Below are 15,129 nucleotides of genomic sequence, written 5' to 3' on the forward strand. Positions count from 1 at the left end.
AAGCGGGTCCGCAGGGCCGGATAGCAATGCTCCAACTCCGGGGGCAGGAACGCGCGCCGCCCGGCCATCCCGTTTCGGCGCCGGTCCCCGATCCCGGTATCGCTTCCTTGGAGAGCGTCTCGACAGGCGCGAAGCCGCCCGGAAAGCACCCGGCGCGGCTCCGCCTTCACGCGTGCGCCAACGCCGAGGCTCGGTAACCAGCCAGCCCTGCCCGAGCAGCCGGAGCCGCCGTCAGCGGGCGACCGCCGCTTTCGTGACATGATCGGCTTGCGGGCCGCCCTTCCTTCAGCGGAAGGGCGGCATTCCGATCAGCCGACCATGTCCTCCAGTTCCCGTCCGCGCGTTTCGTGCACCAGCGCCTTCACGAAGAAGAACGAAACCAGCGCCGCCAGCGCATAGCCGGAATAAGTGATCGCCAGGCCCGGCGCCACGACGAGCGCCGGGAAGCTCACGCTGATCGCCGCGTTCGCGATCCACTGCGCGAAACCGGAAACGGCAAGGCCGGAGCCACGGATCTGGTTCGGGAACATCTCGCCGAGCATGACCCACATGATCGGGCCCCAGCTGATGTTGAAGAAGATCACGTAGAGATTGGCCGCCACCAGCGCGATCACGCCATTGCTGCCCGGCAGGGCCACCCCTCCGTTCGCGCCCTCGATCGCGGTCGAGAACATCCATGCCACGATCGCGAGCGTCACGGTCATTCCGGCGGACCCGATCAGCAGCAGAGGCTTGCGGCCAACGCGATCGACAAGCGCCATCGCGGCGAAGCAGGCCCCGATCGAGAGAACGCCCGAAAGAATGTTGGTCTGAAGGGCATCCTGCTCGGAAAAGCCCACCGCTTCCCACAGGGTCGCGCCATAATAGAAGACGACGTTGATGCCGACGAGCTGCTGGAACACGGCGAGGCCGATGCCGGCCCAAAGGATGGGCCTGATCTTCCCCGTCGCCTTGTCCACCAGATCGGACAGCTTGGGCCGGTGATGATCGCCCGCCAGGGACTCGCGAATCTCGCTGACCTTGCGGCGCGCCGTTTCCGGATCGAACAGGCGCGTCATCACCGCAACGGCATCCTCGTCCCGCCCCTTCACTACCAGATAGCGCGGGCTTTCCGGAATGCGCGTGAGCGCGACAAGATAGATGAAGGCGGGAATGCCCTGCAGCCAGAACATCCAGCGCCAGGCCGGCATATCGTACCAGAGCAGCGCGGTGGAGCCGCCCGCCACGCGCGCCAGCGCATAATTGGCGACGAACGCGCCCGTCAGGCCGGTGATGATCATCACCTGCTGGATGCTGGAGAGACGGCCACGGATGTTGGCGGGCGTCACCTCCGAAATATAGACGGGGGAGATCACGCTCGCAGCGCCGACGCCAAGGCCGCCAATGATGCGGGCGCAGATGAACATGGCGGATCCGGTCGCGGCCCCGGCCAGCAACGCGCTGACGAGGAACAGGGCGGCGGCGAGCATCATCACGCTGCGTCGCCCGATATTGTCGGCCAGACGGCCAGCGCCGAACGCACCGATGGCCGACCCGACGAGGATCGCGCCGACATTCACGCCGATGCCCAGCTCGCCCAGATCGAATGCCGCTTCCAGCCCCTTCTGGGTGCCGTTGATGACACCAGAATCATAGCCGAACATGAAGCCGCCGATCGTGGCCACCGCCACGATCGAGCCGACAAAGGCCATGTTCACCCGTTCCGTTCCGCTCACCTTCGGTCTCCCCTTTTATTGTCTTCGTGCGGATCCGCCGCCCTATCGGTCAGCCTGCCGATTGCAATCCCCGCAGCATCTCATCGAACGACGTCTTGAACGAGGCGATACCGTCGACGGTCAGTGTGGAAGTGACGGTCGCCAGATCGATGCCATGTTCCTTCAGTCCGGCGATCACCCGCTGTGCTTCCGCGACATCGCCCGGCAAGGTCGCGCTCACCTGCCCCTGCTCGCGGAAGGCGGCCAGCGTGGCGGGCGGCATCGTGTTCACGGTTTCAGGGCCGATCAGTTCGTCCACATAGAGCGTAGGGCTATAAGTCGGATCCTTGGTTCCGGTCGAGGCCCACAGCAGCCGCTGCGGCATCGCGCTCGCCCGGGCCAGCGTCGCCCAATCCGACGAGGCGAGTATCTCTTCGAAGACCGCGTAGGCGAGCCTCGCATTCGCGATCGCCGCCTGCCCCCGCAGGGCGCGCAGCCGTTCCGCCTCCGCATCTCCGCCGGCGATGCGTCGATCGATTTCGCCATCGATCATCGCATCGATCCGGCTGACGAAGAAGCTCGCCACGCTGGCGATCCGGTCGATCGGTTTTCCGGCCCGCAGGCGCCGCGAAAGGCCGGTCATGTAGGCATCCGCCACGCGCCGATAGGCATCTACCGAGAAGAGCAACGTCACGTTGACGGAAAGCCCTTCCTCGATCAGCCGGCCCACCGCAAGTGCGCCCTCTTCCGTGCCCGGCACCTTGATCATCAGATTGGGTCGGTCGACCCGCTTCCAGAGATCCAGCGCCTCCCGCACCGTCGCCTCGGCATCACGCGCGAGACGGGGCGACACTTCCAGGCTCACATAGCCATCCCTAGCGGCCGTGGCGGCATAGACGCCCGCCAGCATGTCCGCCGCAGCGCGAATATCCTCGATCGCCATCCGCTCGTAGCGAACGAGCGGATCGGCCATCCCCGGATCCCCGGCCATGGCCCGCAGATCGGCATCGTAGCTGCCACCCGGCGCCATCGCCTTCTGGAAGATGGCCGGATTGGAAGTGACGCCGGAAACGCCATCCTCCTCGATCAGCTTCGTCAATTCGCCACGATGCAGAAAGCCGCGTTCGACGAAATCGAGCCAGACGGAGGTGCCCGCCGCGGAAAGATCCTTCAGACGGCTCACGCATCTTCTCCCAACATGGCCTCAGCCTGCGCGACGATCGCCTCCACCGTGAAGCCGAAGCGCTTCTGCAGTTCCGGCAGCGGCGCGGACGCGCCGAACCGGTTCATGCCGATGATCCGGCCGCCATCGCCGATCCAGCGATGCCACCCCATCTCGCCGGCCTGCTCCACCGCCAGCCTCCGGCGGATGGCGGGAGGAAGCACCGCGTCGCGATAGGCCTGGTTTTCCTGTTCGAAGCGATGCCAGCTCGGCATGGAAACCACGCGCGAGCGGATGCCCCGCTGCGCAAGCTGCTCATGCGCATCCACCACAAGCGACAATTCGCTGCCTGTCGCGATCAGGATGATCTGCGCATCCTCACTGTCCGCCAGCACATAGGCGCCGCGCAGCAGCCCCTCCGCCGAACCGTAACGATCACGATCCAGCGTCGGCAGCGCCTGACGCGAGAGGATGATCGCCGTGGGCATCCGCGTCTGATCCAGCGCCGCGCGCCACGCCCAGGCCGTCTCGTTGGCATCACCGGGACGGATTGTATCGAGGTCGGGAATGGCCCGCAGCGAAGCCAGATGTTCGATCGGCTGGTGCGTCGGCCCATCCTCGCCCACGCCGATCGAATCATGCGTGAACACGAAGATCGACGGGATGCGCATCAGCGCGGCCAGCCGTATCGGCGCGCGCATGTAATCGGAAAAGACGAGGAAGGTCGCGCCGAAGGCCCGCAGCCCGGACAGAGCGAGGCCGTTGACGATACCCCCCATCGCATGTTCGCGAACGCCGAAATGCAGGTTCGATCCCGCAGGCGAGCCGGGCTGGAAGCTGCCCTGATCCTTGATGAGCGTCTTGGTGGAAGGCGCAAGATCGGCCGAGCCGCCGACGAGGAAGGGGATCGCGGCGGCCGCGGCATTCAGCGCCTTGCCTCCGGCGTCGCGAGAGGCCACGCCCTTCGCATCCGGCTCGAAGGAAGGAAGCGCCGCCTCCCATCCTGCGGGCAGCGTGCCCGCGAACAGATGCTCCAGTTCGGCCGCCAGGGCTGGCTCCGCCGAGGCATAATCCGCCAGCAGCTTTTCCCATGCCTCCCGCAACGGCCCGGCGCGCCCGGCCATGTCCCCATGAAAAGCCTCGCGCGCGCCTGCCGGCACATGGAAAGGCTCGTCGGGCCATCCGTAAGTCTGGCGCGCGGAAGCGATCGCGGCGGCACCCAGCGGCTCGCCATGCGCCTTCTCGCTGCCCGCCTTGGAGCTGCCCCAGCCGATGACCGACGTCACGATGATGAGCGTGGGTTTCTCGCGGCGGCTGCGGAAGGTGGCGAGCGCCTCGCCGAGCGCCGCCATGTCATTGGCATCGGCAACGTGCAGCACGTCCCAGCCATACGCCTCGAACCGCTTGGCGACATCCTCGGAGAAGGCGATATCCGTATCGCCTTCGATCGAGATGTGATTGCTGTCGTAGATCCAGCAGAGATTGGAAAGGGCGAGGTGCCCGGCCAGGCTCGCCGCCTCGCCCGAAACACCTTCCATCATGTCGCCGTCGCCGCACACGACATAGACGTCATGATCGAAGAGCGTGAAATCCGGGCGGTTGTAACGCGCCGCCTGCCAGCGCTCGGCCATCGCCATGCCCACCGAATTGGAGCATCCGGCCCCCAGCGGCCCCGTCGTCGTCTCCACGCCGGTGGTATGACGATATTCCGGGTGACCGGGCGTGCGGGAATCAAGCTGGCGAAACGCCTTGATATCTTCCAGCGACACCGCCGGATGACCGGTCGGGGCGCCATCCGCTCCCACGTCCTGAACGCCCGCCACATGCAGCAGCGAATAGAGCAACATCGAGGCGTGGCCGGCGGAAAGCACGAAGCGATCGCGATTGGGCCAGAGCGGCGCGCGCGGATCGAAACGCAGGAATTTCGACCAGAGCGTATAAGCGACCGGCGCCAATGCCATCGCTGTGCCCGGATGGCCGGACTTCGCCTGTTCCACCGCATCCATCGAAAGGGTGCGGATCGTGTTGACGATCAGGTCGGGCGCGATCGCGGCATCACCTTCGGGCGACACGCTGACGGTGAGGACGTTGCTCATGAATATCCCGTGACGGAGGGCGTCGCCCGGGGGATTTCCGGGCGACGCGCCGTTTCAGATGAAGCGGTTGATGAGGTTTTCGAGCCGCTCCTGCTTGCCCGATTTCGGGGCCGGGCGCAGATCCCGCGCGATGGCGAGATCGGCGATGTCGGCGAGCGAGGTGGCGGGCGCATGCACGAGCTGGCCCAGTTCGCCCGTCCAGCCGGCGTAGCGCTCGGCCCGGAACGCATCGAGCCGCCCGTCCTCGATCAGCGCGGCCGCGTTCAGCAGGCCGCGCGCGACGACATCGATCGCGCCGACATGGCCGTGGAAGAGATCCTCCGCATCCACGCTCTGGCGACGCACCTTGGAATCGAAATTGAAGCCACCATCGGTAAAGCCACCCGCGCGGATCACCTCGATCAGCGCCAGCGTCAGTTCCTCCACCGAATTGGGAAACTGATCCGTATCCCAGCCATTCTGGTGATCGCCGCGATTGGCATCGATCGATCCGAAGATGCCGAGCGTCGTCGCCATCGCCAGTTCGTGCTCGAACGTGTGGCCCGAAAGCGTCGCGTGGTTGGCCTCGATATTGACCTTGACCTCATTCTCCAGGCCATAGCGCTTCAGGAAGCCGTAGACCGTCGCCGTATCGAAATCATATTGATGCTTGGTCGGCTCGTGCGGCTTCGGTTCGATCAGGATCGTGCCCTTGAAGCCGATCTTGTGCTTGTGCTCGACGACGAGCGACAGGAAGCGCCCGAAATTGTCCAGCTCGCGGCCCAGATTGGTGTTGAGCAGCGTCTCATAGCCCTCACGGCCGCCCCACAGCACATAGCCGGATCCGCCAAGCCGGTGCGTGGCATCCAGTGCGCCGCGCACCTGCATCGCGCCGAACGCATAGACTTCCGGATCGGGATTGGTGGCGCCGCCCGCCGCGAAGCGCGGATGGCTGAACAGGTTCGCCGTGCCCCACAGCAGCTTGCGGCCATGCTTCTGCTGCAGTTCCTCCAGATGATCCACCGCATCCGCGAGGTGCGCCATATGCTCGGCGGCCGTGTTGGCCGGCTCCATCACATCGACATCGTGGAAGCAGTAGAAGGGCACGTCGAGCTTCTCGACGAAGGAGAGCGCATTGGCGCGCTTGGATGCGGCCGCCTTCGCATCCGCCGGGCCGGACAGCCAGGGCCGCTGGAACGTGCCGGCGCCGAAGATGTCGTTACCCGGCCAGCAGAAGGTGTGCCACATGCACACCGCGAAGCGCAGATGATCCTCCATCCGCTTGCCCAGGACCACGCGATCCTTGTCATAATAGCGATAGCTCAGTTCGCTCGTGGCCTCCGGACCAGCATAAGTGATCTTGTCGAAGCTGGCGAAATAGTCGGCCGAGATGTCTGTCATGGGAAGCCTCAAAAGTCCTTGATGTGAGAATAGCCCTTGCCGAAGAGCTCGCGCTTGCGGGCCAGCTTTTCGGCGATTTCGGGATCCGGCTCGATGCGGGACGAAACATGCGGACGAACGCAGATCTCCGCCGGCGAAACCCGCTCCGCATGGCTCTGCGCGAGGCGCGCCGCGCCCAGCGCGGGGCCAACCTCGCCACCGCTGAGATAGACGAGCGGCGTTTCCAGCGCGGCCGCGATGATGCGCCCCCAGTAAGAGGATCGCGCGCCCCCGCCGATGACGGCCAGCTCGCGGACATCGGCGCCCGCATTCTTCAGCACGCGCAGGCCATCCGCCAATCCGAACGCCACACCTTCCAGCACCGCCCGGGCGAGCGCCGGGCCGTCAGTGTCATTCTCGAGGTGCAGGAAGGCGCCCCGCACGCGGGAATCGTTGTGCGGAGTCCGCTCCCCCGAAAGATAGGGAAGAAACAGGGCGTCGGTGCCCCCCGGCCCCACCGTCTCCGCACGGGCGAAGAGTTCGGCCGGCCCGGAAACGCCGGTCAGGCGCGCAACCCAGTCGATGCAGGACGCGGCACTCAAGTGGACGGCCATCTGGTGCCAGGTATCCGGAATGGCGTGGCAGAAAGCATGAACCGCCTCGGCCGGGTTGGGACTGAAGCGATCATTGGCGACGAAGATCACGCCCGACGTTCCGAGCGAGAGCAGCGCATCGCCATTCCGGACGACGCCGACACCGACGGCGCCCGCCGCATTGTCCCCGCCCCCGCCGACGACCGGGACGATGCCCATGCCCCACGCCTCGGCGACCGACGCGCGCAGCACGCCCGTCGCCTCATTGCCCTCGTACAATGCCGGCATGTGCGAAGTGTCGAGGCCGCAGGCGGCGAGCAACTCCGGGCTCCAGGCGCGCGCGGCCGTATCCAGCCAGATCGTGCCCGCCGCATCCGACATGTCCGTCGCCCGCTCGCCCGTCATCTGGAGGCGAACGAAATCCTTCGGCAGCAAGATGGTGCGCGTCCGCGCGAAGATTTCCGGCTCGTGCTTCGCCACCCACAGCAGCTTGGGCGCGGTGAATCCGGGCATCGCGATATTGCCGGAAATCTCGCGAAGCGCGGGAACCCGTTCTTCCAGTTCGGCGCATTCGGCGAAGCTGCGGCCGTCATTCCAGAGGATGCAGGGGCGCAGCGGCCGATCCTGCTCGTCCAGCAAGGTCGCCCCGTGCATCTGCCCGGCAAGCCCGATCGCGCGCACCGATCGGCGCAATGCCGGATCGATCGCGCGCACGGCGGCCTCTGTCGCCTGCCACCAGGAATCCGGGCTCTGTTCCGACCAGAGATCGTGCGGACGCGATACGGTGATGCCCGCCGTGCCCTGCCCCGCCACAAGGCCCTGATCGTCGATGACGACCGCCTTCACGCCGGACGTGCCGATGTCGATACCAAGGAACACCTACTACGCTCCGTTTCTCATTTGCTGTGATAGAAGGGGCCGATGACCGTGCCGACGAAGCCGCCGGCCCGCTGTGTGCTCAGAAAGCCGGCATCGACGCCGCTTTTCAGGCTATGCGCCTGCCCGTCGACATCATAGTCGAACGATATCGTGCCGCCATTGATATGGATGGCGAGCCCGATCGGCTTGTCGGTATGCACCGGTGCACGGGCGACAATGGTATCAGCATCGGCCTTGTCGCGCACGGAGAGCAGGATCTCGTCCTGCCCGCCTTCCCGGCTGATGCCGAAGAAAAGCAGCGACTGATCGTTCTGGATGGCGACGAGACCCGCCTGATCGCCATCCTTCGATGGCCGGAAACGCAGCGTGGTCGAAACGTCCGCAATCGCATGTTCCTGCCGCCGGCCGATGAAGGACGGCACGCCGGACACGTCCCCCAGCGCCGCGCCGGATGTAAGGACGAGCGCGCCCTTTTCGAGCCGATAGAAAGGCGCCTTCGGCGTGCGAATGCCGATCCACTCGACCGGCAGCGTCTTGCGATCGAACGTCTCGCGATAGCCATAATCCCCGCTCGTCGGCAGCGGCGCGGCCGAAGCGGGCAGATCGGGCGCCTTCGCGGCATAGGGAATGACCTGTCCGGCGGGCAGTATCTCCGGCCATCCATTCTTCCACGTCACCGGAAGCAGGAAGGTTTCCCGGCCGATATTATACTCGCCGCCGCGATAAGGGCGGGTCGCGAGGAAGCTCGCCCACCAGTCGCCCTTCTGGGTCTTCACCATCATGGCATGGCCGGCGGACGTCACCGGATGCGCGCGATCCGCCGGCAGATTGCGCTGCGTCAGGATCGGATTGGCCGCATAAGGCTCATACGGGCCATCGATCTTGGCGGATCGGAATACCACTTCCGAATGTGCATCGCCCGTGCCGCCCTGCGCCGCGATCAGATAATAATGATCGTCGTGCCGGAAGATATGAGGCCCTTCGATCCAGATCGGCTTGTCCGCCAGGCTGGTGCCGCCATTCACGATCTGCCGGCGCGGGCCGACCATCTTGCGCGCCTTCCAGTCGAATTCCTGGAGCCAGATCGCGCGATGGCCATCATAACGGGGCGGCTCGGCCGGTGCATCATTGTGGACGATATAGGCGCGATCCCCTTCCCAGGTGATGGACGGATCGATGCCGCCGAAATCGAGCCAGACCGGATCCGACCAGGGGCCTGCCGGATCCCGGGCGGTAATCACGAAATTGCCGCCGCAGCCCACGCAGGTGTTGACGATATAATAGGTGCCGTCGTGGAAGGAGATATCGGGCGCGAACACGCCTTCCGAAACCTTCCTGTTCGAAAAATCCAGCTGGGTCGGGCGATCGATCGCGTTGCCGATCTGGGTCCAGTGAACCAGATCCTTCGAGCGGAAGATCGGGATGCCGGGAAAATGGGAGAAGCTGGAATTGATCAGCAGATAATCGTCGCCCACGCGGACGAGCGATGGATCCGGATGATAGCCCGCCAATATGGGATTGAGATATTCGCCCGGCCCGGCCTTCACGCCCTCGATCGATCGGCCTGCATACCGGAAATCTTCGAAGCGCGGGCTTTCGGCCGCGGCACGCTGCGCCCCCGCCAGGGCCAGCCCGGCGATGAGCATCGAGGCGAAACGCCGCTTCACGAAGAAGCCCCCGGCGGAAGCACCGCGCACATCGGCGCGGGCAACTTTCGAACGCGCGCGCGCGTTCGAACGGATTGCCGCTCCCCCGCTTCCAATGTCATCCTGAAGGGGCACCGGAGGCGAATCGCATTTCTCGCTGGAGACCTGAACAAAGACCTCTCGCATCAAACCTCGCCTAGCAATCGTCGGAGATTGTCTGAGTATTAATGGCTGGCTGGCCCAAGCCCCAGCCTGAGTCAACCTGACAAACCCGAGAATCGCCTTCTTGCACGATTATATGTCTGAGTTTACGAGCTTGGTCGAGACGGTCGTGCCGCTTTTTCGGTCGCCGCCGCGATGGAGAGAAAGATGCAAGGAAAGTGGCTCGCAACCGTCATCGGCCTGGGCCTGCTCGGTTCGACGGCAGCCTATTGCGCCGGCGCCGAGGGCGGCACGAAGACGCCCGTCCCCTCCGACAGCAGCAAATTCCGCACGCAACCGCTCGTCCCCTCGATGTTTTTCGCGGATCCGTCTGCGCATGTCTTCAACGGCAAGGTCTATGTCTATCCGTCGCACGACATTCCCAACGACGCGCCCAATGACGATCTGGGCAGCCAATATGGCATGCGCGACTATCGCGTGCTCACGATGGATCGTCCGGGCGGCAAGGTAACGGTCAACGGCGTCGCGCTGGATGTGTCGCAGGTGCCGTGGGCCAAGCAGCAGATGTGGGCGCCCGATGCCGCCTACAAGAATGGCATCTATTATCTCTATTTCCCCGCGCGGGATCATGACAACGTCTTCCGGATCGGAGTCGCGACGTCGCGATCGCCCATCGGCCCCTTCAAGGCCGAACCCAAGCCGATCGAAGGCAGCTTCAGCATCGATCCGGCCGTCTTCATGGACGATGACGGGCAGGCCTATATGTATTTCGGCGGCATCTGGGGCGGGCAGCTCCAGCGCTGGGCCACCGGATCCTACAACGCCGCCGCAGGCGACACGGATCTGAAGACCGACGACAAGCCGGCCCTCTCCGCCAAGGTCGTCAAATTGTCCTCCGACATGAAGCAGTTCGCCGAAAACCCGCGCGATGCCGTGATCGTGGACGAAAAGGGCGCGCCCCTCCTCGGAGGCGATCATGACCGCCGCTTTTTCGAAGGATCCTGGATGTTCAAGCGGAACGGGGTCTATTATTTCCTCTATTCCACCGGGGACACGCACCTGATCGCCTATGCGACCGGAAAGACGCCCTACGGGCCGTTCACCTATCGCGGAACCGTGCTGAAGCCGGTACAGGGATGGACGTCGCACGTATCGACGATCAATCAGGGCGGCTCGTGGTATCTCTTCTACCACGATACCCAGCTTTCCAACGTGAACAGCCTGCGCAGCGCGAAGGTGATCCCGCTGGAATTCGAAGGCGACGGCAGCATCCGCACCATCGATCCGTTCAAATAACAGGGATCGCCGGGGGCGGACCTGCGGCCGCCCCCGTGCAATTCAGATGAGCGCCTCTTCGCACGCCAGATCTACGAGACGCTTCATGGCGGCATGCGCGCCAAAAACGTCAGACGCGGCGATCGCCTCATAGACATCCCGGTGATCGGGAACGGCGTCGCGGCGAAGGCGATCCCAACGCGATTTATAGGCCGTGGTGGCGGTCACGGCGGCACCGATCCCGCTCGAAAGGGAGGTGAGGAAGAGATTGCCGGCAGCCTCGATCAGAGCGGCATGAAAATCCTGATCTGCGCGGCGCCCCTCGACATTGGTGAGCTTGAACCGGTCCATCCGCTCAAGCGCCTCGCGCATCTTCTCCAGCCCGGCAGGCGTCCGCCTTTCAGCCGCAAGCGCCGCGATGCGCGGCTCCACGATGCGCCGCAGCTCGAAGATTTGCAGCACGACATCATGGGTCGGATTCTCCTCGAAGACCCAGGCCAGAACGTCCGGATCCAGCAGATGCCAGCTGGATGGCTGGCTGACCCTGGTGCCCGCCTTCGGGCGCGATTCCACCAGCCCCTTCGCGTTCAGGATCCGCACGGCTTCCCGATAGGCGGTGCGCGAAACCTTGAGACGTTCGCTGGCGGCGATTTCACCTTCGAGGAGCGCGCCGGGCGATAATTGCCCGCTGACAATGGCCATTCCCAGATTCTTGGCGATGCCGCCCGGAATGCGAGTTTTCTTTCCGCCCGCGCCTGCCGGAGACGACACTTCTTTTGCCATGCCCGCTCCTAGCTTATCGTTTCGGAAACGCCAAACCCGCACCTTCGGCCGGGCGAGCATCGTCGATCGGCACGGGCGGAGGCATTTCGCCCCACAAATCCCCGCTAACCGACGCGCACTTTACCCGTCTCGCGAGCGGACTGGATCACACTCCTCCGTCCGATCAGCCGAGCCGCACATGATGGCCCGGCAGGCCGCGCGTTCCCGGATCGAAGGCGAACAGGTCCCCCGCCTGATGCTGGTGCTTGAGATTCTCCGGCGACAGCCCCTTGCGCGCCGTGGTCGCATAAGCGGTGGCGAGATCGTCGCCTCCGAAGGCGATCTTCGTCACGTTGGCGACGGGGAAGGGAATATGCGCCATCAGGCGGCCGTCCGGATCATAGCGGCGTGCGCCCCAGCCCCCGAACAGGCCGATCCACAGGCATCCCTCGGCATCGATGGTCGGCCCGTCCGGATATCCCGCATTCTCCTCGATCGAAATGAAGAGTTCCGGAGAGTGGACGGCGCCATCGGCCTCGATGCGGGAACGCCAGATTTTACGGCCCAGCGTATCGACATGATACAGCAACCCCGTGTCGGCGGATACGGCAGGTCCGTTCGTGATGCTGACCGGCACGATTCCGGTATTGCGACAGGCATTGTCCGCAAACAGGAAGACCCGCCCGCTGGCGCCTTCCTCGTCATCATCCATCGTTCCGAACCACAGCCGGCCATGGCGATCGACGGTCGCATCGTTGAGACGATTACGGGGATGTTCGGGTTCGGGATCGACCATGGCCGAGAAATCGGCCGTTTCCGGATCGAAATGATGCAGGCCCGTCTGGAGCCCCACCACGAACCTGCCATTGTCGGCGGGCAGGATCCAGCCGACCTGCGCCGGCGCGCGCCACGTGACCAGGGCACCCGTTCCCGGCACGAAGCGATGGATGTTGTGCGCCTTGATGTCGACGAACCAGAGCGAGCTGTCCCGTTCGACCCAGCACGGCCCCTCGCCCAGCGTCGCGCCCAGGCTGAGAACGGATTGCGGCTGCGAAGAGGCCATGGCTCAGCGCCACCCCGCATCGACGAAATATTCGTGCCCGGTGCACATGCGCGCATCATCCGAGGCAAGGAAGAGCGCCAGCGCGGCCACATCGGCCGGCACGATCCGGCCGGGAAGACATTGTGCAGCCACGATCTCGGCCTCTCCTTCCGGTGTGTACCACTTTTCCTGCCGGGCCGTTTTTACATTGCCGGGCACGATCGTACAGACGCGGATATTATCGCGCCCGAGATCGCGCGCGAGGCTGCGGGTCAGCCCCTCGATCGCGGCCTTCGCCGTTTGATAGAGTACCAGATCGGGCAGGCCGAGATGCCAGCTGATCGAACCGAAATTCAGGATCGCGCCGCCTCCGGCCTCGCGCATGAACGGCACGGCCGCCTGCGCCAGGAAAAACTGGTGCCGCAGGTTCACGGCCATGCGCTCGTCCCAATAATCGGGTGTCACGTCACCCACGGCATGGCGATCATCGTTGGCGGCATTGTTGATGAGGATGTCGATCCCGCCAAGATCGGCCGCGACGCGCTCGATCATGGCCCGGCTCGCATCGATATCCCGCAGATCGCAGAGGTGATAAGCGGGCTTTGCGGGTGCCGATGCCAAACGCGCGACAACCTCCGCCGCCGCCTCGGCCTGGATATCGCAGAAGACGACCCGCGCGCCCTGCATGGCGAACGCCTCCACCAGCACCTCACCGATGCCGGAGGCACCGCCGCTGATGAAGACCCGCTTCCCCGCGAGGCTGGGATAGGCGGCACTCAAGCTCATGCCGGCAAAGCCTCCCCGGCCTTCGCCAGCAGCCCGCGCTCCGCGAGATTTTGCATCAGCGCGGCCACGCCGAACGCCCACGGCGCCGCATCCCTGGAGGTGACGACCTCATTGACCAGCGTGCCCAGCGTGGGCGTGGAGATCGACACGATATCGCCAACCTTGTGCGTGAAGCCCCGCCCCGATTCATCACGATCCTGTACCGGCGCGAACAAGGTGCCGAGGAAAAGCGCGAAGCCATCAGGATATTGATGTTCGCTCAGCGTCTGCCGGACGAGATCGAGCGGATCGCGGCTGATCTGGCTCATGCTGCTCACGCCATCCAGACGATATCCTTCCGGCCCTTCGATCAGGAGCGTCACCTCGGCATTGCGTACGTCATCCACCGAGAAGGTCTCGTCGAACAGCCGGATAAGCGGCCCCAGCGAACAGGACGCATTATTGTCCTTCGCCTTGCCGAGCAGGAGGGCGGAACGCCCCTCGAAATCCCTGAGATTCACATCATTTCCGAGCGTGGCGCCAACGGCCGCGCCGCGTCCGTCGACGATCAGCACGATCTCCGGCTCCGGATTGTTCCAGCCGGAATCCGATCGCACGCCGATCGGGGCGCCCCCACCCACGGTTGAAAGGATCGGGGCCTTGGTGAACACCTCGGCATCCGGGCCGATCGCCACCTCCAGATATTGCGACCACAGCCCGTCTGCGATCAGGGCCGCCTTGAGCTCGGCCGCTTCGCCGGATCCGGGCACGACCGAGCGGATCGACCCCCCGATGCGGGATTCGAGGCGCTCGCGAATGGCCATCGCGGCGCCGGCATCGCCCCGTGCCCGTTCCTCGATCACGCGCTCGATCGCGGAAAGCGCGAACGTGACGCCGCAGGCTTTCACGCATTGCAGGTCGACCGGGCTCAGCAGTTCGCCGTCAAGCTCGGTCAGCGCGCCGAGCGCCACGCCCCGGGAAACGGAAACCGGAAGCGCGTCGATCAGTTGCGACACGGTTGGAGCCACGTCCGACATGTCATAAGCGATGCCATTCTCGACAAGAACCGGCGTCGGCCCCTCGGCCGTTCTGATCCGCGCGATATACCGCCCCTGCGCCCAGTCGGCAGGAAGCCATTCCCGCGACATCAGAACACCCGTCATTCTCCGCTCCCGCCTTTGCACCATGAATTCGACCGATCCGGAACGGCCGTCACGCGACGGCCGCGGCGCTTCGCCCAGCCACCCGTCAGCCGCCCGCTTCATCTCTTTAACTCAGACATATTGAAGCAGACAGCGATAAGCAACCACGCTCTCGAACAAGACCTTCGCGCGCCCTGCCCGGGTGACAAACGGGGGTGACCTCATTGTTTCAAAGCGATACAGACTTTGGATCAGTTATGTCAGAGTTATGACCGGAAGGTCACTTTACGAAGGATATGCTCTGGAATAGTCCGGGTCGGAACGAACCCTGCTCGGCCCGGCGCCCGCAATCCGGTGAGCCTGGCGCCGCCGGCGGCACGGGAACGACCGATCTATATTTGCCATGTCCCCGCAATCACAGGAAAAACGATGTCACAGAACAACAAGAACAAATTGCGATCGCGGGCGTGGTTCGACAATCCGTCGAATATCGACATGACGGCGCTGTATGTGGAGCGTTATCTGAATTTTGGTCTGAGCCTGGAGGAGCTG

Annotated in this window: 11 protein-coding genes; 1 reads left to right on the forward strand and 10 read right to left on the reverse strand. The window is 64.6% G+C overall.

Annotated features, from left to right (window positions below; genetic code table 11):
* Positions 1 to 308: 308 nt before the first annotated feature.
* From DI605_RS12960 to DI605_RS12985, 6 genes are all read right to left on the reverse strand, one after another.
* On the reverse strand, positions 309 to 1,691 hold the full coding sequence (locus DI605_RS12960; protein WP_293974479.1) for a sugar porter family MFS transporter: 1,383 nt from the start codon (positions 1,689 to 1,691) through the stop codon (positions 309 to 311).
* Positions 1,692 to 1,764: 73 nt separating this feature from the next.
* Positions 1,765 to 2,877, reverse strand: a complete 1,113-nt coding sequence (gene tal / locus DI605_RS12965; RefSeq protein WP_293974394.1) for a transaldolase — start codon at positions 2,875 to 2,877, stop codon at positions 1,765 to 1,767.
* Positions 2,874 to 4,952 carry a transketolase gene (gene tkt / locus DI605_RS12970; protein WP_293974397.1) on the reverse strand — a complete coding sequence of 693 codons (2,079 nt, stop codon included), beginning with the start codon at positions 4,950 to 4,952 and terminating at the stop codon, positions 2,874 to 2,876. Before tkt ends, tal begins: the two co-directional genes overlap by 4 nt.
* Before the next feature lie 54 nt (positions 4,953 to 5,006).
* A complete protein-coding gene (xylA, locus tag DI605_RS12975) occupies positions 5,007 to 6,323 on the reverse strand; it encodes a xylose isomerase (RefSeq protein ID WP_367120049.1) in 1,317 nt (438 codons plus the stop codon).
* Positions 6,324 to 6,340: 17 nt separating this feature from the next.
* Positions 6,341 to 7,783 carry a xylulokinase gene (xylB, locus tag DI605_RS12980; RefSeq protein ID WP_293974403.1) on the reverse strand — a complete coding sequence of 481 codons (1,443 nt, stop codon included), beginning with the start codon at positions 7,781 to 7,783 and terminating at the stop codon, positions 6,341 to 6,343.
* 17 nt (positions 7,784 to 7,800) lie between these two features.
* A complete protein-coding gene (locus tag DI605_RS12985) occupies positions 7,801 to 9,429 on the reverse strand; it encodes a glycoside hydrolase family 43 protein (RefSeq protein WP_293974482.1) in 1,629 nt (542 codons plus the stop codon).
* A gap of 369 nt (positions 9,430 to 9,798) precedes the next feature.
* Between DI605_RS12985 and DI605_RS12990 the strand changes: the two genes are divergently transcribed.
* Positions 9,799 to 10,887 carry a glycoside hydrolase family 43 protein gene (locus DI605_RS12990; protein WP_293974406.1) on the forward strand — a complete coding sequence of 363 codons (1,089 nt, stop codon included), beginning with the start codon at positions 9,799 to 9,801 and terminating at the stop codon, positions 10,885 to 10,887.
* Positions 10,888 to 10,929: 42 nt separating this feature from the next.
* On the opposite strand, the gene DI605_RS12995 is transcribed toward DI605_RS12990, so the two are convergent.
* The 4 genes from DI605_RS12995 to DI605_RS13010 form a co-directional block, all read right to left on the reverse strand.
* Positions 10,930 to 11,649, reverse strand: a complete 720-nt coding sequence (locus DI605_RS12995; RefSeq protein WP_293974409.1) for a FadR/GntR family transcriptional regulator — start codon at positions 11,647 to 11,649, stop codon at positions 10,930 to 10,932.
* A gap of 163 nt (positions 11,650 to 11,812) precedes the next feature.
* A complete protein-coding gene (locus DI605_RS13000) occupies positions 11,813 to 12,691 on the reverse strand; it encodes an SMP-30/gluconolactonase/LRE family protein (protein WP_293974412.1) in 879 nt (292 codons plus the stop codon).
* Positions 12,692 to 12,694: 3 nt separating this feature from the next.
* Complete coding sequence (locus DI605_RS13005) at positions 12,695 to 13,456, reverse strand: SDR family NAD(P)-dependent oxidoreductase (protein WP_293974415.1); 762 nt, start codon at positions 13,454 to 13,456, stop codon at positions 12,695 to 12,697.
* The gene (locus tag DI605_RS13010; RefSeq protein ID WP_293974418.1) at positions 13,453 to 14,598 is read right to left on the reverse strand and encodes a fumarylacetoacetate hydrolase family protein; all 1,146 of its coding nucleotides are present in this window, start codon (positions 14,596 to 14,598) and stop codon (positions 13,453 to 13,455) included. The genes DI605_RS13005 and DI605_RS13010 overlap by 4 nt, the downstream gene beginning before the upstream one ends.
* Positions 14,599 to 15,129 lie beyond the last annotated feature (531 nt).

The organism is Sphingomonas sp., assembly GCF_003248515.1.
In the GTDB taxonomy this organism is placed as follows: domain Bacteria; phylum Pseudomonadota; class Alphaproteobacteria; order Sphingomonadales; family Sphingomonadaceae; genus Sphingomonas_I.